Raw genomic sequence first — 19,310 nt, 5'->3', positions numbered from 1 at the left:
AGCCTTCAGCCCTCATAGGGCCAGAACTCCGGCTCGTCGAGCATGGGCCGCTCCAGCGGCAGCACGTGGAAGCGGCGACGGATCTCCAGCAGGGGCTCGCTGGCGAGGGCGAGGTGATCGAGCCGGCTGAAATCACCGCTGCAGGCGGCGCCCCGACGCCAGGCTTCCGCCAGCAACTCGGGCGCACCCGGCAGATCGAGGGCCCCCCGTTTGCCGTTGAGGCCGTTGTAAGGCTCGCCGTCGCCGCCGTAGGGCACGAACTGGCTGTCGTTGCCGTGCACGAACAGGCCCACCTCATGGATGAGGAAGTTGGCGAGCGAGGCCATCCAGTTCGCGTCGTCGTTGCGGAGCGCCAGCTTGAAGGCGCCCAGGGCGATCTCACCCGGCCCCGTCGGTTCGTAGCCGGTGATCACGTGGTTCATGTCATGGCTCACGTAGTAGGCGGGGTTCGGGGTGTTCCGGGCCGGCAGGGGCAGGCCGTTGCGCGCGTAGAACTGCACGAAGGCCCAGCCAAGGCTGCCGTGGGGGCAGTCGCGCAGCCCCTGCACCTGGGCGAAGAAGGCGTCGCCGGGAGCGCCGCCCTGATCCTTGCCAGGCTGCTTGCTGGGATCCGCCATCAGGGCGCCGTGGCGGGCGGACAGCTCGGGCATGAAGGTGGCATAGCAACGCACGAAGCTGGCGGTGGCTTCCGCGGCGGTGCGGTGGAAGAGGTCCTGCACGAGGCGCAGCTCCACGCCGTGGATGCCGATCGCATCGCTGAAGGCCTCCAGCCGCTGCAGCTGGGCGGCGCTGCGGGGATGGCGGCAAAGCTCCAGCATCAACGCCAGCTGCAGGAAGCGGCGGCGGCTGTCGTCGTCTGGCAGCCGGGCCGCCAGCTCCTCGGGCGGCAGCGGTGCGACGGCCGTGAGTTCGTCTGGGGTGAGCCCGAGCAGGTGCACCGCCAGGCTGCTGAGCAGCCGCGCCTGCTCGCTGGTGGCGCCGCCCTCTATGGCGACCAGATCGCGCAGCCCGCCCACCAAGGTGCGTGCCAGCGGCGGAGGGAAGGGTTGCAGCATCGACGGTGGGGCCGCACCCCGCCATTCAAGCGCTGCCCGCCGCCGACGGTCCGCTCTCCGCCGCCGTGATCCGCTCCAGTTGCAGGGCATCGGTGCAGCCGTCGTGGCCCTGGTTGTAGTGGCTGGAGCAGAAGGCGCCCCGCCAGCCCGGCGGCAGCTCGGCCAGCAGCGACACGGCGTAGGGATGGCGCTGGGCCACCCGCTTGATCGTGTGGGCGGGGTAGAGGCGCACCGCGTGGCGGCTGACCCGGCAGAGCTCGCTCAGGGCCTGACGGTGCCAGGCCAGATCGAAGGCGTCACTGCTGGAGAGGCCACCATCGCGCAGGGGGGCATAGGCGAAGAGCAGATGGCCGCTGAGCACCAGATCGAAGCTTTGGTCCGGGAAGGGCAGCTCCGGCAGGGAGGCGTTGCGGTAGTGCTGTGGATGATGGCGGCGATCCTCCAGAAAGGCCTGCAGCGCCTGTATGTGCTCCTCGCGGCAGGCCTCCAGATCGAAATCCGGCCGCAGCGCGGCGCTGCTGCGCAGGCCTGCCATGGTGCGCTCCAGATCGGCCAGGGCCCGCCGTTCGAGCTCCTGCTCCGGCAGGGCATAGAGGGGATCCACCGCCACCACCTCCCCCACCAGGCCCCGCAGCCGCGCCGAGAGCGAACCGGGCCCGCCGGGGCAGTCGAGCACGCGGGCGTCGCGCCACTGCTCCAGGTCTCCTTCGAGGTTGAACATCGCCAGGGCCTGCTCCCCCAGACGCCCGTAGAACACCACGGAGGCAAGTTGCATGCGGTTTTGAGGCGGTGGGATTGTGCGGTGAACGGGGCGTTCACCTGCTCCGCCAGCGGGTTCCGCCATCCTGGCGGGCCACCCATGGCGTGGGCAGCCCCGTAGCGCTGCTCGCTCCATTTGTGCATGCTTCCAGAACCTGCCCGGCGGGTTGCCATCGGTCCAGAGGGGATGATCAGGGTGCCTCCCCCCTGCCGGGAGCGCCCTGCTTCTGCCCCGCTGCCCATGCTCCGCCTCGCCCAAGCCCTCGACAGCCAGCTGCGCGCGGCGATGCAGCGGGCCTTCCCCGTGGAAGCCATGGGCGAGGAGATCTCACAGATGTTCGGGGCAGGGGGCCTGCGGCTGGATCCGCAGCTGGCGCCGGCTACCAAGCCCGAGTTCGGTGATTTTCAGGCGAACGGTGCCCTGTCCCTCGCCAAGCCGCTCCGCCAGGCGCCACGGGCCATTGCCATGGCGATCGTGGAGCAGCTGGCGGCCGATCCGGCCTTCACCGCGCTCTGCCTGGAACCGCAGATCGCCGGCCCCGGCTTCATCAACCTGACTCTGCGGCCGGAGCGGCTGGCCGCGGAGGTGGCCGGGCGGCTGAGGGATCCGCGCCTGGGGGTGCCCACGGTGGCCGAGCAGAGCGGTAACGGGGCGCCGGCGCCGGTGGTGGTGGATTTCTCCAGCCCCAACATCGCCAAGGAGATGCACGTGGGGCACCTGCGCTCCACGATCATCGGCGACGCGTTGGCGCGGGTGCTGGAGTTTCGCGGCCATCCGGTGTTGCGGCTCAACCATGTGGGCGACTGGGGCACCCAGTTCGGCATGCTGATCACCCATCTCAAGCAGGAGGCGCCCGAGGCGCTTATCACCGCTGACGCGGTGGATCTGGGCGATCTGGTGGCCTTCTACCGCCAGGCCAAGGCCCGCTTCGACAGCGATGAAGCCTTCCAGACCACTTCGCGTGAGGAGGTGGTGAAGCTGCAGAGCGGCGATCCGATCAGCCGCCGCGCCTGGCAGTTGCTGTGTGATCAGTCGCGCCGGGAATTCCAGCGCCTCTACGACGCCCTCGACATCCGCCTCGATGAGCGCGGCGAATCCTTCTACAACCCCTATCTGGAGGCGGTGGTGGCGGATCTGGCCGCCACCGGACTGCTGGTGAGCGATGGCGGCGCCCAGTGCGTGTTCCTCGAAGCGGAGGACGGCAGCGCCAGCAAGGCCCCGCCGGTGATCGTGCGCAAGAGCGACGGCGGCTTCAACTACGCCACCACCGATCTGGCCGCCATCCGCTACCGCTTTGCGGCGCCCCCAGCAGGCGATGGGGCGCGGCGGGTGATCTACGTCACCGATGCCGGCCAGGCCAGCCATTTCGCCGGGGTGTTCCAGGTGGCCCGCCGCGCCGGTTGGATTCCCGAGGACGGGCGGCTGGAGCACGTGCCCTTCGGGCTGGTGCAGGGGGAAGACGGCAAGAAGCTCAAGACCCGCGCCGGTGACACGGTGCGACTCAAGGAGTTGCTGGAGGAGGCGGTGGAGCGCTGCGAGGCCGACCTGCGCCGTCGGCTGGCGGAGGAGGAACGCCAGGAAGAGGAGGACTTCATCACCGAGGTGGCCACCACCGTGGGCCTGGCGGCAGTGAAGTACGCCGACCTCAGCACCAACCGGATCACCAACTATCAGTTCAGCTTCGATCGCATGCTGGCCCTCAGCGGCAACACCGCCCCCTACCTGCTGTATGCGGTGGTGCGCATCGCCGGCATCGCCCGCAAGGGTGGCGCCGGGCCGGATACGGCCGCCGGTGCCGCAGATTCACCCTTGCCGGAGATGCTCAGTTTCAGCGAGCCGCAGGAGTGGGCGCTGGTGCGGGAGCTGCTCAAGTTCGACGGCGTGATCGCCGAGGTGGAGGAAGAACTGCTGCCGAACCGGCTGTGCAGTTATCTGTTCGAACTGAGCCAGATGTTCAACCGCTTCTACGATCAGGTGCCGGTGCTCAAGGCCGAGGAACCGGCGCGGAGCTCGCGGCTGGCGCTCTGCCGCCTCACGGCGGCCACCTTGAAGCTGGGGCTTGGCCTGCTCGGCATTCCCACCCTGGAGCGGATGTGAACGGCTATTGGGCTCTGGCCAGGTAATCCTCCTGGAGGATGTACATGCGCTTCACATCGCGGTAGCGGCCTTCGATGAAAAATTCGCCCACCAGGTGGCCTTCCTCCGCGAAGCCGCAGTCTTGATAGAGGTGCAGGGCCTTGGCGTTGTCGACGGCCACGGAGAGGTAGATCTTGTGCAGATTCAAGATGGTGAAGGAATAATCAAGCGCTTTGTGGATGCAGAAGCGGGCGAAGCCTTTGCCTTGATGGTGTGGTGCGATGATGATCTGAAATTCCGCTCGGCGGTGGATGTAGTCGATCTCGATCAGCTCCACCAGCCCGATCAATTCCTTTTCCCTGGTTTCCACCACGAAGCGCCGCTCTGCGTTGTCATGGATGTGCCGGCTGTAGAGCTCTTCGAGCTCATCAAAGGATTCGTAGGGCTCCTCGAACCAGTAAGCCATCACGCTTCTGTTGTTCACCTGGTCGTGAATGAATCTCAGGTCGCCGCGCTCAAGGGCCCGCAGAACCAGATCGGTTGTTGTCACCAGATCCTCCTCCCTATCCAGGATTCGATTCTGCTTCAGAACGCCAGGTTGAGCCGGCTGTGTGTTCCATCGGCGGCAGGGTCATGCCTGGCCGCCGCTGCCTCAGGGGCGGCGTCTGGAGCCTCTTTAGGCTGCTGCAGGTGGATGCTCCCCGTCGCCGTGAGGCCGCTTCTGTGAACAGCCCCAGCCCCGGCGAGCGCCCGGCCGTTTCCACCTGCCCGTTGGCACGCCCGGAGGTGGAAACGCTCACGGCCTACAGCGCGCCGCTGGAGGGGCGCCGCGGCCTGCTGCGGCTGGATTTCAACGAGAACACCGTGGGGCCCAGCCCGAAGGTGGTGGCGGCGGTGCGCGCCATTCCGCCCGATCACTACGCGATCTACCCCGAATACGACGGCCTGCGGGAGGCGGTGATCACCGCGCTGGTCGCCGAATCTGTCACCGGCCCCGGCTCAGACTCCGACACCGAAAGCCTTCCCGGCTCCGCCACCCTCACTGCCGCCCATATCGGCCTGTTCAACGGGGTGGATGAGGCATTGCATGCCGTGTTCCACGCCTACGGCGCCGCCGGCGAACGGCTGCTCACCACCAGCCCCACCTTCGGCTACTACACCCCCTGCGCCCGCATGCAGGGCATGGAGATCGAAGCGATCCCCTACCGGCTGCCCGGTTTCGCCTTCCCGTTTGAGGAGATCAAGGCGGCTCTCGCCGCCACAGCCCCGCGGCTGCTGCTGATCTGCAACCCCAACAACCCCACCGGCACCCGGCTGGCGCCACAGCGGATCCTGGAGCTGGCGGCCGCTGCCCCCGGCACGCTGGTGGTGGTGGATGAGCTCTACGAGGCCTTCACCGGCGACAGCGTGCTGCCACTGCTGCTGAGCGGGAATGGAGCGCCCTCCCCAGGAGTGTCCACAGCAGCAGGCACCGACCCCTTCGCGGCCTACCCGAACCTGCTGGTGCTGCGCTCGCTGGCGAAAACGGCCGGGCTCGCCGGGCTGCGCTTTGGGTTCGCGGTGGGGGCACCGGCCCTGGTGGACCGGGTGAGCCGGGTCAGCGGCCCCTACGACGTCAACAGCTTTGCCGTGACCGCCGCCCATGCGGCCCTGGCTGATCAGGCCTACACCGACGCTTACGTGGCCGAGGTGCTGCGGGCGCGGGCCTGGTTGCTGGAGCAGCTGGTGGCCGCCGGGGTGCGCCATCACGCCGCCGGTGGCAACTACCTGTTGCTCTGGCCGCGTCGGCCGGCGGCCGTGGTGGAGTCCGAACTGCGGGCGGCGGGCATCCTGGTGCGCTCGATGGCCGGCAAGCCCCTGATCGATGGCGCGCTGCGGGTGAGCCTGGGCACCACCGAGCAGATGGAGCAGTTCTGGGCGGCGTACCGGCGCATCGAAGGGCTGGCCTGAGGGCTGCCGGCGTGTGTCTGTGGGCTTGGGCCTGCCACGCCGGCCCGGCGTTCAGGGCGCCTTGGCGGCGGCCGGTTCAAGCACGGTGATCGGCTTGCCTTTCTCTCCCGAATACACCACCACGATTTCGGCCGGTTCGTTGCCGTTGTTGGTGCCGTAGTGGGGCTGATTCACCATCTCGATCAGCCCTTCACCGGCCTTGAGCTGCAACCTGGCCCCCGCCTCGCTGATCACCAGCAACTGGCCGCGGATCAACATGCCGGCGTTGATCACCGGATGGTGGTGCATCGGCAGCTTCACCCCCGGCGGAATGGTGATGTGCAGCACGGTGATTTCCGGTTCGCCCTTGGGATAGGCGGGCAGCCGCGTGCCGTTCCAGGCCTCGCCGGCTTTCACCAGGGTGCGCACCTTCACGGCCGCCGGTTCCCCATCGGCGAGGGCGGGCGGCACGGGCAGCAGCAGGCTGCCGCCCAGCAGCAGCAGAGCCAGCCAGGGCCGACAGCCGCTCAGCGGACGCTTGTTCTGAACCTGCAAGGCCATCGGGGCGGCGGGCATCTCTCGCTGGGCAGTCTGGGGGCTGGTTCGCTGGCGTGCAGGCCCGCCCATCGCCCGCCCATCCCCATAGCCTGCCCTTGCTCTGCTCCCGTTGCGGCCGCTGTGGATTTCACCGCCGATCTCCCCGTTGTGCAGATCCGGCGAACGGTGATGCGCCGGGCGCTGCTCTCCACGGCGATCCCGCCGCGGGTGGCCCTGGCGATGGGCCAGGAGCCGCTGTTGCTGCGCTACACGATCGGCCTGTTCGGCTATGGCCTGATCGGTTGTGCGGTGACCGATGCCGAGAGCTGCCTCCAGCGGCTGGCGCAACAGCCGCACGGGCTGCTGGTCTGCTCCGACAGCCTGGAGCGCGGTGACGTGCTCAGCCTCACCGCCACCGCCAAGGAGCGCTACCCCGCCTTGAAGGTGATCGTGATCAGCACGGGGCCCTGCCCCGAGCCGGCACTGGTGCGGGCCGCCTGGATCGATGGGCTGGTGGCGGAATGCGACATGACCTTCCACAGCGGGGCGCTGCAGGCGGCGGTGCTGGCGGCGCTGGGCGGCTGCCACTTCCGCAGCGCCTCGATGCGGAACCAACCGATGCCGGAGCCGATCAGCGAACTCAGCCCGCGGGATTACCAGATCCTGGAGGGCCTCGCCGATGGGCTCACCGACCGGGAGATCGCCGAGCGGCTGATGATCAGTCCGAACACGGCGAAGTCGTACACCAAGCGTCTGCTGCAGAACATGGGGGCGCGCAACCGTCTGCAGGCCCTGGTGATCGCGCTGCGGCAGGGGCTGATCCGGCTGCGCTGATGGCTGCTGCCCGAACGGCTGCCGTGGCGCCCACCCTCAGCGGAGCCGCCAACCACCCTCCGATGGGGGTCGCCCCGGCGGGGACATCCGGCGTAGGACCGTTGCAGCGATTTGTTTTGCGCGATGTCCAGCGTTGATCCACTCACAGGTATCGGCTTCAATTACGCCGAGGCGCTGCAGAAGAACTTCCTTTTTTATGAGGCGCAGCGCTCCGGCGACCTTGACGAAGCCAGAAAGCGGATCGACTGGCGCGGTGACTCCGGCCTGCGCGACGGCGCCGACGGGGTGTACTTCGGTGGGCAAACCGCCGCCAACCTCCAGGCCGGGCTGACGCTGAATCTCACCGGCGGGTATCACGATGCCGGCGACCATTCCAAGTTCAGCCTGCCGCTCGCTTCCACCCTGGCCACCCTCTCCTGGGGCGGGATCGAGTTCTCCGATGGCTATGCCCTCTCGGGGCAAACCGACGAACTGCTCGATGCGGTGCGTTGGGGCACGGATTACCTGCTCAAGGCCCACGCCGTTGATGCAGCGGGAGCGACGCGGTTCTTCGTGGCGCAGGTGGGCAATGTGGCGGCCGACCACGCCTTGTGGAGCTCGCCGGAGAGCCAGACCATTGCCCGTCCGGCCATGGCGGTGACACCGAGCAAGCCCGGCTCCGATGTGGCGGCGGGCTCAGCCGCAGCGCTGGCTTCCGCCTCGGTGCTGTTCCGCCAGAACGGCGAAGCCGCCTACGCCGATGTGCTGCTCACCCGCGCCATTTCGCTGTACGACTTCGCCGATCGTTACCGGGGCCGCTACTCCGATTCGATTCCGGAGGTGCGCAATTACTACAACTCCTGGAGTGGGTTCAACGATGAGCTGGCCTATGGCGCGGCCTGGCTGTCGCGGGCGGTCACGGCGGCGGGCGGCAGTGGCACGGCCTACCGCGACAAGGCCCTGTCGATCTATACCAGCAACATCGGCGGCCTCTCGCGGGGCTGGACCGGCAACTGGGACGACGCGTCTTATGCCACGGCGGTGATCCTGGCGGAGGACACGGGCTCGGCCCGCGTGCAGCAGGACGTGGAGCTCTGGTTGAACAACTGGGTGAACGGCGGCAACGGCGTGACGATCAGTGCCGGCGGCCTGCGCCACATCAGCCAGTGGGGCTCGCTGCGCTATGCCGCCAACACGGCCTTCCTGGCGGATGTGTACGCCGACAACGTGCGCGACCCGGGTGGGTCCTTCAGCCGGCTGTCTCAGGGGACGGTGGACTACATCCTTGGTGCCAATCCGCGCCGGTCGAGCTATCTGGTGGGCTTTGGGGCCAATGCACCCCGGCAGCCCCATCACCGGGCCGCCTCGGGTGTGGGCTGGGATGGGTTCCGCAACGGCCTGCCCAACGCCCACATTCTCTACGGCGCCCTGGTGGGTGGCCCTACCAGTTCCGACGACTTCTCCTATCAGGACCGCCGCGACGACTTCGTCGCCAATGAGGTGGCGATCGACTACAACGCTGGCCTGGCCGGTGCCTTCGCCCGCAGCGTGGAGCGTCGCGGCGGGCAGGCGCTCACCGATGCCCAGCTCGATGCTCTGCCGGGCATTTCCGTACGAACCAGCGGCGGCGGAACGCCGGTGCCACCCACCCCGACACCAACTCCAACCCCAACCCCCACACCAACCCCGACGCCCACTCCCACACCCACTCCAACCCCAACTCCAACCCCGACACCCACTCCAACTCCAACGCCAACACCCACGCCCGTCCCCGGCGCTCCCTTGCCCCAGACCCTCAACGGCATTCCGCTCACCTCCAACCCGAACCTGGCGGTGTCCGTGGGCGGATCGATCTGGACGGGTGGCATGACGGTGCAACTCACGCTCACCAACACCGGCACGGTGCCGTTGAACAGCTGGAACTTCAGCTTCGAGAGCCCGCACCGTCCCACCAGCACACCCTGGGGGGTGCGGATCAGCAGCACGGCGCTGGCGGGCGGCCTGTTTCGCCACACCGTGACTGGTGATGCCTGGGCCAGCACGATTCAGCCGGGCCGCAGCGTGAACGTGGGCTTCAACGCCAGCCAGGGAAGGCCCCTGGGCAACAGCGGCGCACTCACGGCGACGGCGCTGTTCGGTGATGGTGGCCGGCTTGGCTTCAGCAGTGTCAACCCCAGTTTCAAGACAGGCGGTGCCGCCGCCGATGTGATCAGCACCAGCGCCGCTGTTGATGCGCTCACCGGCCTGGCTGGCGCGGACACGTTCCGCATCACCAGCCTGCGCGATTCATTGCTGAACGCCAGTGATCAGATCACAGATCTGGCCATCGGCAGCGATCGCATCGATGGCCCCCGGGAGGTGTCGGCCGCCGATCTGCGTGAGCTGGGCAGCGTTGCTGACCTCAGCGCCACGGCACTGGCGGCGGTGCTGACCCCCACAGCGTTCGCCGCCAACGGAGCCGCCACCTTCAGCCTTGGCGCCAGCGGCGGCAGCCGCACCTTCCTGGCGCTCAATGATGGGCTGGCTGGCTTCCAATCCGCCAACGACGCCATCGTGGAGATCACCGGCTTCACCGGATCGCTCACGGCCCTGGCGATCGTGTGATCGGCGCGGTCAGAGGTGTCGTGGCGCCTTTGCGGCTGCTCGGCGTAGTTTGTGAATCAGAAACGACGTTGAACTTCTCCGGTGCCCCCAGCCGCCAAGACCGCTCTGATTACAGGCATCACCGGCCAGGATGGCTCGTACCTCACCGAGCTGCTGCTGGAGAAGGGCTACGCGGTGCACGGCATCAAGCGCCGCGCCAGCAGCTTCAATACGGCGCGTATCGATCATCTTTATCAGGATCCCCATGAAGAGAATCCGCGGCTCACGCTGCACTATGGCGATTTAACGGATAGCACAAATCTCATCCGGATCATCCAGCAGGTGCAGCCGGATGAGATTTATAACCTTGGCGCCCAGAGCCATGTGGCGGTGAGCTTTGAGGCGCCGGAGTACACCGCCAACAGCGATGCCATGGGCACGCTGCGCATCCTGGAAGCGGTGCGGATGCTGGGGCTCACACCGAAAACGCGCATCTACCAGGCCAGCACCAGCGAGCTGTATGGGCTGGTTCAGGAAACACCGCAGAAGGAAACCACACCCTTCTATCCGCGCAGCCCCTATGGGGTAGCGAAGCTCTATGCCTACTGGATCACGGTGAACTACCGCGAGGCCTACGGCATGTATGCCTGCAATGGGATTCTGTTCAACCATGAGTCACCACGGCGGGGTGAAACGTTTGTGACGCGCAAGATCACGCGCGGCCTGGCACGGATCAACGAAGGGCTGGAGGATTGCCTCTACATGGGCAACATCGATTCGCTGCGTGATTGGGGCCACGCCAGGGATTATGTGGAGATGCAATGGCGGATGCTGCAGCAGGAGGGGCCGCCGGAGGATTTCGTGATTGCCACGGGCCGGCAGGAAACGGTGCGGCACTTCATCGAGTTGGCGGCGTTGGAGCTGGGCTGGGGGGCGATTCAGTGGGAGGGCACGGGCACCGAGGAGATCGGCAAGCGCAGCAGCGGCGAAGTGGTGGTGCGGATCGACCCGCGCTATTTCCGCCCGGCGGAGGTGGAAACGCTGCTGGGGGATCCCACCAAGGCACGCGAGAAGCTGGGCTGGACGCCCACCACCACCTTGGAGCAACTGGTGGCCGAGATGGTGGCAGCCGATAAGGAGGAAGCGCGCAAGGAGGCGATCCTGCGGCTGAAGGGCTTCAAGGTGGTGGGCTCGATGGAGAACCCGCCCACCAACCCGGCGGCGACGGCGGCGGCCGGAGGCAAGGGGTGATGGCGCGCTTACCAGAGCAGGTTGCAGGGAAAGGCCCTGAGAGCTGGATCAACGCTCAACAGGGTGAGGGCCTCCAGCTCGGCCTGGGCGGCCAGCAAGCGATCAAAGGGATCGCGATGGGCCATCCCGTAGCTGCCTGCCCGCAGGCCATGGCGCAGCTCGATCGGCAACAGGTCGAACCCCTGGGCGGCCAACACGGCGGGCAGCTGCTCGAGCAGGGGAGTGGCGGCGGGAAGCTTGCCCAAGCGGACCTTGGTGGCGATCTCCCAGCCGGAAGCCGCACTCACCAGCACCCGTGCCGTGTCATCGGCAATGGCGGCATGGGCGGCTGGAGAGAGGCGATCGGGTTCAGCCAGCCACCAGAGCAGGGCGTGGGTGTCGAGCAGCAAAGCAGCGCTCATAGGAGGGGGTCTTCCAGAGCGGCGAGCTCCTCCTCCGGCAGCGGTTCGAGCAGCACCTCCGGCGGAGGCAAGGTGATGATCCCGCGCAACACGCCGGGATTGCGCTTGGGTGTGGGCTGCTCCAGAGGCACAAGCCGCGCCCAGGGACGTCCGCCTTTGGCCAGCACGATGGTTTCACCAGCATGGGCGGCATCGATCAGCCGGGAGAAGTGGGTTTTGGCCTCGTGCACGTTCACGATCCGCAAGGGTGTGCGCATGGCGACGAGAGGCTGCTGCCAACCAATGCACCTTAGTCCACTGGTGGACCAAGCGGGAGCTCAGGCTCGTGGCCGCAGGCCTGGAGTGCAGCTCTTGAACAGGTTGTTTAAGCCATGACCACCACCTCCACCACACCCTTGATCACCCCAGCCGACCGCTTCTTCGTGGCGGGCCACCGCGGCATGGCAGGCGGCGCGATCGTGCGGGCACTGCAGCGCGCCGGCTATGGGGATGAAGCCCAGGGCGGCGCCCTGCTCACCGCCAGCCGCGAGGAGCTCGATCTGCTCGACGGCGCGGCGGTAGCGGCCTGGTTTGCGGCGCACCAGCCCACGGTGGTGGTGCTGGCAGCCGCGAAGGTGGGGGGCATTGCGGCGAACAGCAGCTATCCGGCTGATTTCCTGCTCGACAACCTCAAGATCCAGAACAACGTGATCGAGAGCGCCTGGCGCAGCGGCGTGCGGCGGCTGCTGTTCCTGGGCAGCAGCTGCATCTACCCGAAGTTCGCCGCGCAGCCGATCCGGGAAGAGGCGCTGCTCACTGGAGCCCTGGAGCCCACCAATGCGTGGTACGCGATCGCCAAGATCGCCGGCATCAAGCTGTGTGCGGCACTACGGCAGCAGCACGGCTTCGATGCGATCAGCCTGATGCCCACCAATCTGTATGGGCCTGGCGACAACTACCACCCCACCAACAGCCATGTGCTGCCGGCCTTGATCCGGCGGTTTCATGAGGCGGCCCAGGCCAAGGCGCCCAGCGTGACCTGTTGGGGCACCGGCACGCCGCTGCGGGAATTCCTGCATGTGGATGATCTGGGCGAGGCGTGCGTGTTCGCGCTGGAGCGCTGGCAGCCGGGGCCCCAGGAGTTGCAGTTTCTGAATGTGGGCACGGGCGTGGATCTCACGATCCGCGAGCTGGCGGAAGCGGTAGCCGCGGCCACCGGCTTTGCCGGCAGCCTGGAGTGGGACAGCACCAGGCCCGACGGCACCCCCAAAAAGCAGCTGGATGTGAGCCGCCTGGCGGCCCTGGGCTGGCGCGCCCGCATCCCGTTGGCCGAGGGGCTGGCTGGCACGGTGGCCGAATTTGCCAGCAGTGGCAGCGCGAGGCTTTAGCCCCCATCCAGGTGACTGCGCCCGAAGGGTGTGCCTTTATGGGGTGGAGCAGGTTCACTGGAGCCTGGTGGAGGCGGCCATGGCGATTGTGAGCATTACCACCGAAAGGCCCACAATCGGCGCGCGTGTGTAAGGTGCGGCCAGGAGGATTGGATGTAATGATTCTGGATCTTTTCACTAGCAGAAATCAGATCTGCCACGTGATGAATGTGGAAACTGCAACCATGATCTGTTGCGAGTTCAGTGGTGTTTGGATTGGCTGAAGCCGGGGTTGAATTCCTTTGATTTCATGCTTAGGCTGCGGCTGCGTGAGCTTGCTGGCCATGGCTTCAAGGGATGATGCGTAAAGGAATTATCTTGGCCGGTGGCAGCGGCACGCGTCTGCATCCGATCACCCAGGCGGTGAGCAAGCAGTTGCTGCCGGTGTATGACAAGCCGATGGTGTATTACCCGCTGAGCACGTTAATGCTGGCGGGAATTCGCGATGTGCTGGTGATCACCACGCCGGTGGATCAGCCGTCGTTTGAGCGGTTGCTGGGCGATGGCAGCGCCTGGGGGATGGCCATTCGCTATGCGGTGCAGCCGAGCCCGGATGGGTTGGCCCAGGCGTTTTTGATCGGTGCCAGATTTCTGGATGGGGCACCGGTGGCGCTGGTGCTGGGGGACAACCTGTTCCACGGCCACGACCTGAGCGTGCAGTTGCAGGCCTGTAGTGGCGGCGGTGTGGGGGCCACGGTGTTCGCCTACCCGGTGCGTGATCCAGAGCGCTACGGGGTGGTGGATTTTGATGCGCAGGGCCGGGTGCTGAGCCTGGAGGAAAAGCCGAAGCGTGCGAAGTCGCGCTATGCGGTCACGGGGCTGTATTTCTATGACAACACCGTGGTGGAGCGGGCCGAGCGGGTGCAGCCCTCGGCGCGGGGTGAGCTGGAGATCACCGATCTGAACCGGCAGTATCTGGAGGAGGGGCTGCTGAGGGTGGAGCTGATGGGCCGTGGTATGGCCTGGCTGGATACGGGCACCTGCGATTCGTTGCACGAGGCCACCAGCTACATCCGCACCTTGGAGCACCGGCAGGGTTTGAAGGTGGGCTGTCCGGAGGAGGTGGCGTGGCGGCAGGGCTGGATCAGCGGCGAGCAGCTGGAGCGGCTGGCCCTGCCGCTGAAGAAAAGCGGCTACGGCAGCTACCTGCTGTCGCTGCTGCAGGAGGGAAGCGATGCAGGTTGAGCAGCTCAGCACGGCCAGCGGCGCGGTGATGCAGGGGCCGCTGCTGATCACGCCGCAGGTGTTTGGCGATGAGCGGGGCTTCTTTTTCGAGAGCTGGAACCAGCGCCGCTTTGATGCAGCGGTGGGCACGCCCACCACCTTTGTTCAGGACAACCACTCCCGCTCCAGCTGTGGCGTGCTGCGAGGGCTGCACTACCAGCTGGAACCTGAGCCCCAGGGGAAATTGGTGCGTTGCACCAGCGGCACCATCTTTGATGTGGCGGTCGACATGCGCCGCCCCTCGCCCACGTTCGGCCAGTGGGTGGCTGCCGAGCTGAGTGCCGGCAACCAGCAGCAGCTGTGGGTGCCGGTGGGCTTTGCCCACGGTTTCCTCACCCTCAGCGACACAGCCGAGGTGCTGTACAAGGCGAGCGGCTTCTGGAGCAAGGCCTGCGAACGCTCGCTGCGCTGGAACGATCCAGAAGTGGCGATCGCCTGGCCGCTGGCGCCGCTGGGGAACAGCGAGCCGCTGCTGGCCGTGAAGGATGCCGCCGCTCCCACGCTGGCGCAGGCTCTGGCCGCCGGGGAGGTGTTCGCGTGAAAGTGCTGCTCACCGGCGCTGCCGGCCAGCTGGGTCAGGCCCTGCGCCAGCAGGTGCCCGAGGGGGTGGAGTTGATCGCCAGCAGCCGCAGTGGCGGCGAGGGCGTGATGGCGCTGGATCTCGCGGATGCCCAGGCCTGCCGCGCGGCGGTGCGGTCACACCGTCCCGACTGGGTGCTCAATGGCGGCGCCTACACGGCGGTGGACAAGGCCGAAAGCGAGCCGGAGCTGGCCCTGGCCGTGAACGGCGCCGCGCCGCGCGCCTTTGCTGAGGCGCTGCTGGAAAGCGGCGGACGCCTGTTGCAGGTGAGCACTGATTTTGTGTTCAACGGCCAGCAGGGCAGTCCGTATCGCACGGAGCAGCAGCGTGCGCCGCTGGGGGTCTACGGCTGCAGCAAGGCCGCCGGCGAGGAGGCGGTGGAAGACGTGTTGGGCAGTGGCGGCAAGGGCGTGATCCTGCGCACCAGTTGGGTGATGGGGCCGGTGGGCAGGAACTTTGCGCTCACGATGCTGCGGCTGCACCGGGAGAAGCAGCAGATTGGTGTGGTGGCGGATCAGGTGGGCTGCCCCACCAGCACGCTCACCCTGGCGGCGGCATGCTGGCGGCTGATGGAGCAGGCCGGTTCACCACCAGCCAGGCCTCTACCGCTGATCCTGCACTGGAGCGAGGCCGGTGCCGCCAGCTGGTACGACGTGGCCGTGGCGGTGGGCGAGCTGGGCGTGGAGCTGGGGCTCCTGGAGCGAATGGCCGCTGTGAACCCGCTCACCACAGCCGATTACCCCACCCCAGCGCAACGCCCCAGCTATTCGCTGCTGGAAACCTCCAGCACCCGCCAGGTGCTTGCCCTGCCTGCGCTGCACTGGCGTCAGGCGCTGCGTCAGCTGCTGGAGGCCGTGGCGTGATCGCCACTATTAGGCTAGCTGGATCAGCTAGCCACCACAGCCATGGATGCCATCTGGACCCTCCAGGACGCCAAGAACCGCTTCAGCGCGGTGGTGGATGCGGCCGCCCGGGGCCAACCGCAAAAGGTGACGCGCCGTGGCAAGTGGGTGAGTGTGGTGCTGTCGGCCGACGACTACCAGCGGCTGCAGCGCCTCGACGTGGTCAACGCGCCATCGCTGTCCGAACTGTTGCTGCAGATGCCGCAAGACGACGAAGGCTTCGAGCGGATGCCCCTGACGCCGAGGGACTTCCCGTGTTCTTGATCGACACGATGGTGCTCTCCGAGCTGCGGCTGCGCCAGCGTGATCCGGGTGTGGTGGCCTGGATCGGCAGGCAGCGGCAGGAGGATTGTTTTCTGAGTGTGGTGAGCATCGGCGAGATCGAACGGAGCATTGCCCGCCAGCGCACAACCGATGCCGGATTTGCGCTGCAGTTGGCCGGATGGCTAGACCAGTTGCTGCGGCTGTATGGCTATCGGCTGCTGCCTGTGGACGTGGGCGTGGCGCGTCGCTGGGGGCAGCTCTCCGCCGAGATCGGCCACGACGGCGCCGACCTGCTGATCGCTGCAACGGCGCTGGAGCGGGGCCTCACGGTGGTGACACGCAACCTGCGGCACTTCACAGCAACCGGGGTGGCGACCCTCAATCCCTGGCAAGCGGAGCTGGAATCGTGACCAGTTCAGCAAACCCTGGCCGTCACCAGGGCGGCGCTGGATCCACATCCTGAGACGCTTCAACCGCCCTAAGCAGCCCAGCCCGATTCCGATCGCCACCACTTTCGTTCACCTGAACGGCATCACCAATTGACCTCTCCGCTCATGTCTGCAACCAGCCCACCCGACGTTTCAGAACTCCTCGCCGGCCGCCGCCGCATCCTGGTGACCGGTGGTGCCGGCTTTATCGGCGGGGCGGTGGTGCGCCGGCTGCTGCGCGAAAGCGATGCGCTGGTGTTCAACCTCGACAAATTCGGCTACGCCAGCGACCTCACCAGCATTGAGGCCCTGCCGCAGGCGGCCGAACGCCACCAGCTGCTGCAGGTGGACCTCACCAACGCCGAGGCCACGGCGGCAGCGGTACGGCAGGCCGATCCCGATCTGGTGCTGCACCTGGCGGCCGAGAGCCATGTCGACCGCTCGATCGAGGGCCCTGGAGCCTTCATCGAGAGCAATGTGACGGGTACGTTCCACCTGCTGCAGGCGGTGCGCGCCCACTGGGACGGCCTGCCGGCCGAGCGGCAGGCAGGCTTCCGCTTCCATCACATCAGCACCGATGAGGTGTTCGGCTCGCTGGGGCCCACGGGGCGCTTCTCGGAAACCACCCCCTACGACCCGCGCAGCCCCTATTCAGCCAGCAAGGCCGCCAGCGACCACCTAGTGAACGCCTGGCACCACACCTACGGCCTGCCGGTGGTGCTCACCAACTGCTCCAATAACTACGGCCCCTGGCAGTTCCCCGAGAAGCTGATCCCGGTGGTGATCCTCAAGGCCGCCGCTGGTGAGGCGATTCCGCTGTATGGCGATGGGGCCAACGTGCGGGATTGGCTGTATGTGGAGGATCACGTGGATGCGCTCCTGCTAGCGGCAAATCTGGGGGAGTTGGGCGGCAGCTACTGCGTGGGCGGCCACGGAGAGCGCACCAACAAGCAGGTGGTGGAGGCGATCTGCAGCCTGTTGGATGAGCTGAAACCAACAGGAGCTCCCCACAGCCGCCTGATTACGCCGGTTGCGGATCGGCCTGGACATGACCGGCGCTATGCGATCGATCCGGCGCGGATCAGCGACGAACTGGGCTGGCAGCCGCGCTACGGTTTTGAAGAGGGGCTGGCGGCCACGGTGTGTTGGTATCTCGACAACCTTGCCTGGTGCAATGCTGTGCGGGAGCAGGGCGGCTACGGCGGAGGCAGACTGGGGTTAGCAAAGCCAAACCGTCGTCTCGTCAGCCATGCAAAATCAATTTGAGAGTCACCCACAATTTAAGCGGCAGCCTCTTTCCTGCCTATGCTAGACCAGAATACAATTCAGTTAGGCAACCATCACAGCCCATGGTTCTTTCCAAGGAACCTCCGCGAAGCTGCAGCCGTTCAGAAACAGCTCTCCAACACGCACTACTTTTCGCATTGATTTTTCAATGGGGTCATCCACTGCTTCTGAAAAGACGGAAGGCTCAAAAGGTCGCGAGAAGGGTAATGAGATTATCCTTCTTGATTGCACCTTGCGCGATGGCGGCTACTACAATGCATGGGACTTTTCGCCCGCACTAATCCAGGACTACCTCCTTGCCATGAAGGCCGCCCAGGTCGATGTGGTCGAGTTGGGCTTCCGCTTCCTTAAGAACCAAGGTTTCAAGGGTCCCTGTGCCTTCACCACTGACGACTTCCTGGATAGTCTCTCGATCCCGCAAGGGCTGACGGTTGCGGTGATGCTGAACGGTGCGGACCTCTGCACAGACATCGGCTGCTTTGGCGCACTCGACCGGCTGTTTCCTCGTCCTGCTGGAGAGACGCCCGTTGAGCTGGTCCGCTTCGCCTGCCACTTCCGCGAACTGCCCGAGGCTCTTCCGGCTGCGGGATGGCTAGCCGAGCGCGGCTATCGAGTCGGTTTCAACGTCATGCAGATCGCCGACCGTAGCCACGCGGAGGTGCGCGATATCACTCGCATGGTTTGCGACTGGCCGGTCGAAGCTCTCTACTTCGCCGATTCGATGGGCTCGATGACACCCCAAGATGCCGCAGAAATGGTCGGCTTGCTCCGCGAAGGCTGGGAGGGGCCTCTCGGCATCCACACCCACGACAATATGGGACTGGCACTTGCAAACACCCTGCGTGCCGCGTCTGAGGGTGTGAGCTGGCTCGATTCAACTGTTACCGGCATGGGACGAGGCCCCGGCAACGCCCGAACTGAAGAACTCGTCATCGAGGTGGAAGCCCTGCGAGGGCGACGCGCCAACCTCGTGCCGCTGATGGCGCTGATTCGGCGCCACTTCGGGCCAATGAAAGCTCACTACGGCTGGGGCACTAATGCGTATTACTATCTTGCCGGAAAATATGGCATCCATCCTACCTATATCCAGGAGGTGCTGGGTGATGCTCGTTATGACGATGAAGACATCATCGCCGTGATCGATTTTCTTCGCGCTGAAGGAGGTAAGAAGTTCAGCTTTGATGCGCTTGATGGAGCGCGGAAATTCTATGCCGGCCCACCACGAGGCAACTGGAAACCCGCTTACGTCATGGCAGGCCGGGAGGTGTTGGTCCTCGGGGCTGGTCCTGGCGTGGCCGCACATCGCCCAGCTCTTGAGGCTTACATCTGCCGTGCTAGGCCGCTGGTCATCGCGCTCAACACGCAGTCGGCGATCGGCTCAGCCTTGATTGACCTGCGCATCGCTTGCCATCCAGTACGGCTACTGGCCGATGCCGAGGCTCACACTGAGCTGCCACAACCGCTGATCACTCCGGCCTCAATGCTGCCCGAGGGGTTGCGCGCCGAGCTTGGTGAGAAAAAGCTACTCGACTTCGGCCTCGGCATCGAAGCGGGCCGCTTCGAGTTCCACGACACCCACGCAATCGCGCCGTCCTCACTGGTGTTGGCCTATGCGCTGGCGGCCGCCACCAGTGGCCAGGCCTCACATATCCTGATGGCCGGCTTCGACGGCTACCCCCCTGGCGATCCGCGCAACGACGAAGTCGAGGCGATGCTGGCGGCCTTCGCTTCCAGCGGGTCCACCGAACAGCTCACCTCTATCACACCCACCAGCTACAAGGGCCTGCCCGCCCGAAGTCTCTACGGCCTGTGAA

At 66.3% G+C, this 19,310-nt stretch carries 20 protein-coding genes; 13 read left to right on the top strand and 7 right to left on the bottom strand.

Translation table 11 applies throughout. From position 1 onward, the window contains the following. Positions 1 to 5: 5 nt before the first annotated feature. Together KBZ19_RS05590 and KBZ19_RS05585 are read right to left on the bottom strand one after the other, a co-directional pair. Entirely contained in the window at positions 6 to 1,055 is a 1,050-nt protein-coding gene (locus KBZ19_RS05590) for a hypothetical protein (RefSeq protein ID WP_255100154.1), read from the bottom strand. 25 nt (positions 1,056 to 1,080) lie between these two features. After that, positions 1,081 to 1,830: a class I SAM-dependent methyltransferase gene (locus KBZ19_RS05585; protein WP_255100152.1), complete on the bottom strand. Its 750-nt coding sequence runs from the start codon at positions 1,828 to 1,830 to the stop codon at positions 1,081 to 1,083. A gap of 225 nt (positions 1,831 to 2,055) precedes the next feature. Between KBZ19_RS05585 and argS the strand changes: the two genes are divergently transcribed. Then, on the top strand, positions 2,056 to 3,912 hold the full coding sequence (gene argS / locus KBZ19_RS05580) for an arginine--tRNA ligase (protein WP_255100150.1): 1,857 nt from the start codon (positions 2,056 to 2,058) through the stop codon (positions 3,910 to 3,912). 4 nt (positions 3,913 to 3,916) lie between these two features. Here argS and speG read toward each other — a convergent pair whose 3' ends face one another. Further along, positions 3,917 to 4,441 (bottom strand): spermidine N1-acetyltransferase, encoded by a 525-nt coding sequence (gene speG, locus KBZ19_RS05575; RefSeq protein WP_198948267.1) that lies wholly within the window; start codon positions 4,439 to 4,441, stop codon positions 3,917 to 3,919. Between the two features lie 83 nt (positions 4,442 to 4,524). Between speG and KBZ19_RS05570 the strand changes: the two genes are divergently transcribed. Continuing rightward, a complete protein-coding gene (locus KBZ19_RS05570; RefSeq protein WP_255100148.1) occupies positions 4,525 to 5,841 on the top strand; it encodes a histidinol-phosphate transaminase in 1,317 nt (438 codons plus the stop codon). A gap of 51 nt (positions 5,842 to 5,892) precedes the next feature. On the opposite strand, the gene KBZ19_RS05565 is transcribed toward KBZ19_RS05570, so the two are convergent. Next, complete coding sequence (locus KBZ19_RS05565) at positions 5,893 to 6,396, bottom strand: cupin domain-containing protein (RefSeq protein ID WP_255100147.1); 504 nt, start codon at positions 6,394 to 6,396, stop codon at positions 5,893 to 5,895. A gap of 102 nt (positions 6,397 to 6,498) precedes the next feature. On the opposite strand from KBZ19_RS05565, the gene KBZ19_RS15100 reads away from it, so the two are divergent. The 3 genes from KBZ19_RS15100 (at position 6,499) to gmd (ending at position 11,004) form a co-directional block, all read left to right on the top strand. After that, positions 6,499 to 7,191 carry a response regulator transcription factor gene (locus KBZ19_RS15100; protein ID WP_255100146.1) on the top strand — a complete coding sequence of 231 codons (693 nt, stop codon included), beginning with the start codon at positions 6,499 to 6,501 and terminating at the stop codon, positions 7,189 to 7,191. Positions 7,192 to 7,314: 123 nt separating this feature from the next. Then, positions 7,315 to 9,774, top strand: coding sequence for a glycoside hydrolase family 9 protein (locus KBZ19_RS15010; RefSeq protein WP_261346203.1), 2,460 nt, complete (start codon positions 7,315 to 7,317; stop codon positions 9,772 to 9,774). An 81-nt stretch (positions 9,775 to 9,855) separates the two neighbouring features. Then, a complete protein-coding gene (gene gmd / locus KBZ19_RS05545) occupies positions 9,856 to 11,004 on the top strand; it encodes a GDP-mannose 4,6-dehydratase (RefSeq protein ID WP_255100145.1) in 1,149 nt (382 codons plus the stop codon). Positions 11,005 to 11,012: 8 nt separating this feature from the next. On the opposite strand, the gene KBZ19_RS05540 is transcribed toward gmd, so the two are convergent. Together KBZ19_RS05540 and KBZ19_RS05535 are read right to left on the bottom strand one after the other, a co-directional pair. Continuing rightward, entirely contained in the window at positions 11,013 to 11,405 is a 393-nt protein-coding gene (locus KBZ19_RS05540) for a type II toxin-antitoxin system VapC family toxin (RefSeq protein WP_255100144.1), read from the bottom strand. After that, the gene (locus KBZ19_RS05535; protein WP_255100143.1) at positions 11,402 to 11,662 is read right to left on the bottom strand and encodes a type II toxin-antitoxin system Phd/YefM family antitoxin; all 261 of its coding nucleotides are present in this window, start codon (positions 11,660 to 11,662) and stop codon (positions 11,402 to 11,404) included. Before KBZ19_RS05535 ends, KBZ19_RS05540 begins: the two co-directional genes overlap by 4 nt. A 114-nt stretch (positions 11,663 to 11,776) precedes the next feature. Between KBZ19_RS05535 and KBZ19_RS05530 the strand changes: the two genes are divergently transcribed. After that, a complete protein-coding gene (locus KBZ19_RS05530; RefSeq protein ID WP_255100141.1) occupies positions 11,777 to 12,772 on the top strand; it encodes a GDP-L-fucose synthase in 996 nt (331 codons plus the stop codon). 187 nt (positions 12,773 to 12,959) lie between these two features. On the opposite strand, the gene KBZ19_RS05525 is transcribed toward KBZ19_RS05530, so the two are convergent. Then, positions 12,960 to 13,097 carry a hypothetical protein gene (locus tag KBZ19_RS05525; RefSeq protein WP_255100140.1) on the bottom strand — a complete coding sequence of 46 codons (138 nt, stop codon included), beginning with the start codon at positions 13,095 to 13,097 and terminating at the stop codon, positions 12,960 to 12,962. A gap of 11 nt (positions 13,098 to 13,108) precedes the next feature. On the opposite strand from KBZ19_RS05525, the gene rfbA reads away from it, so the two are divergent. From rfbA to KBZ19_RS05490, 7 genes are all read left to right on the top strand, one after another. Then, positions 13,109 to 13,996: a glucose-1-phosphate thymidylyltransferase RfbA gene (gene rfbA, locus KBZ19_RS05520; protein ID WP_255100139.1), complete on the top strand. Its 888-nt coding sequence runs from the start codon at positions 13,109 to 13,111 to the stop codon at positions 13,994 to 13,996. Continuing rightward, positions 13,986 to 14,576: a dTDP-4-dehydrorhamnose 3,5-epimerase gene (rfbC, locus tag KBZ19_RS05515; RefSeq protein ID WP_255100137.1), complete on the top strand. Its 591-nt coding sequence runs from the start codon at positions 13,986 to 13,988 to the stop codon at positions 14,574 to 14,576. Before rfbA ends, rfbC begins: the two co-directional genes overlap by 11 nt. After that, positions 14,573 to 15,478 carry a dTDP-4-dehydrorhamnose reductase gene (gene rfbD, locus KBZ19_RS05510; protein ID WP_255100136.1) on the top strand — a complete coding sequence of 302 codons (906 nt, stop codon included), beginning with the start codon at positions 14,573 to 14,575 and terminating at the stop codon, positions 15,476 to 15,478. The genes rfbC and rfbD overlap by 4 nt, the downstream gene beginning before the upstream one ends. A 42-nt stretch (positions 15,479 to 15,520) precedes the next feature. Next, a complete protein-coding gene (locus KBZ19_RS05505; RefSeq protein WP_255100135.1) occupies positions 15,521 to 15,781 on the top strand; it encodes a type II toxin-antitoxin system Phd/YefM family antitoxin in 261 nt (86 codons plus the stop codon). Beyond that, the gene (locus tag KBZ19_RS05500) at positions 15,772 to 16,191 is read left to right on the top strand and encodes a type II toxin-antitoxin system VapC family toxin (RefSeq protein ID WP_255100134.1); all 420 of its coding nucleotides are present in this window, start codon (positions 15,772 to 15,774) and stop codon (positions 16,189 to 16,191) included. Before KBZ19_RS05505 ends, KBZ19_RS05500 begins: the two co-directional genes overlap by 10 nt. A 144-nt stretch (positions 16,192 to 16,335) precedes the next feature. Continuing rightward, positions 16,336 to 17,475: a dTDP-glucose 4,6-dehydratase gene (rfbB, locus tag KBZ19_RS05495; protein ID WP_255100132.1), complete on the top strand. Its 1,140-nt coding sequence runs from the start codon at positions 16,336 to 16,338 to the stop codon at positions 17,473 to 17,475. 169 nt (positions 17,476 to 17,644) lie between these two features. Beyond that, on the top strand, positions 17,645 to 19,309 hold the full coding sequence (locus tag KBZ19_RS05490; protein WP_255100131.1) for an aldolase catalytic domain-containing protein: 1,665 nt from the start codon (positions 17,645 to 17,647) through the stop codon (positions 19,307 to 19,309). Position 19,310: the final 1 nt, after the last annotated feature.

This window comes from Synechococcus sp. L2F (assembly GCF_024345695.1).
Classification (GTDB): Bacteria; Cyanobacteriota; Cyanobacteriia; order PCC-6307; family Cyanobiaceae; genus MW101C3.
The sequence above is the reverse complement of the archived record's forward strand: the minus strand, read 5'-3'. Positions and strand labels throughout refer to the sequence as shown.

Excerpts from the sequence above, each read along its gene's own strand:
- rfbB (WP_255100132.1), top strand. The coding sequence starts at position 16,336 with ATGTCTGCAACCAGCCCACCCGACGTTTCAGAACTCCTCGCCGGCCGC.
- rfbC (WP_255100137.1), top strand. The coding sequence starts at position 13,986 with ATGCAGGTTGAGCAGCTCAGCACGGCCAGCGGCGCGGTGATGCAGGGG.
- KBZ19_RS05540 (WP_255100144.1), bottom strand. The coding sequence starts at position 11,405 with ATGAGCGCTGCTTTGCTGCTCGACACCCACGCCCTGCTCTGGTGGCTG.
- KBZ19_RS15010 (WP_261346203.1), top strand. The coding sequence starts at position 7,315 with ATGTCCAGCGTTGATCCACTCACAGGTATCGGCTTCAATTACGCCGAG.
- KBZ19_RS05585 (WP_255100152.1), bottom strand. The coding sequence starts at position 1,830 with ATGCAACTTGCCTCCGTGGTGTTCTACGGGCGTCTGGGGGAGCAGGCC.
- KBZ19_RS05570 (WP_255100148.1), top strand. The coding sequence starts at position 4,525 with ATGCCTGGCCGCCGCTGCCTCAGGGGCGGCGTCTGGAGCCTCTTTAGG.
- KBZ19_RS05490 (WP_255100131.1), top strand. The coding sequence starts at position 17,645 with ATGGGGTCATCCACTGCTTCTGAAAAGACGGAAGGCTCAAAAGGTCGC.
- KBZ19_RS05530 (WP_255100141.1), top strand. The coding sequence starts at position 11,777 with ATGACCACCACCTCCACCACACCCTTGATCACCCCAGCCGACCGCTTC.
- KBZ19_RS05565 (WP_255100147.1), bottom strand. The coding sequence starts at position 6,396 with ATGCCCGCCGCCCCGATGGCCTTGCAGGTTCAGAACAAGCGTCCGCTG.
- KBZ19_RS05525 (WP_255100140.1), bottom strand. The coding sequence starts at position 13,097 with ATGGCCAGCAAGCTCACGCAGCCGCAGCCTAAGCATGAAATCAAAGGA.
- argS (WP_255100150.1), top strand. The coding sequence starts at position 2,056 with ATGCTCCGCCTCGCCCAAGCCCTCGACAGCCAGCTGCGCGCGGCGATG.
- KBZ19_RS05535 (WP_255100143.1), bottom strand. The coding sequence starts at position 11,662 with ATGCGCACACCCTTGCGGATCGTGAACGTGCACGAGGCCAAAACCCAC.
- KBZ19_RS05505 (WP_255100135.1), top strand. The coding sequence starts at position 15,521 with ATGGATGCCATCTGGACCCTCCAGGACGCCAAGAACCGCTTCAGCGCG.
- KBZ19_RS05590 (WP_255100154.1), bottom strand. The coding sequence starts at position 1,055 with ATGCTGCAACCCTTCCCTCCGCCGCTGGCACGCACCTTGGTGGGCGGG.
- rfbA (WP_255100139.1), top strand. The coding sequence starts at position 13,109 with ATGATGCGTAAAGGAATTATCTTGGCCGGTGGCAGCGGCACGCGTCTG.